This window comes from Neobacillus drentensis, assembly GCF_036965645.1.
Classification (GTDB): Bacteria; Bacillota; Bacilli; order Bacillales; family Cytobacillaceae; genus Neobacillus; species Neobacillus drentensis_D.
The window spans coordinates 1-239 of the sequence record NZ_JBALPZ010000239.1; positions in this window are offsets into that span (position 1 = coordinate 1).

The window sequence follows — 239 nt, forward strand, 5'->3', positions numbered from 1 at the left end:
GTTACTTGAAATAATGTTACTGTTATTATCGTAATTTACGAACGTTCGGATTTTACCATAAATAGTTTCTGAGGATATATTTGTTACATTATGAAAAGTAACAATGATATTGTAATATATCTATATTTCCGTTATACTAATTAAAAAATAACGAATATTTACAGATCGCGAAACACGAATATTAATATCTGTAAATAAAGTAATTGTTCATCTTTTCGTTTCATTAGAAATGACAATCT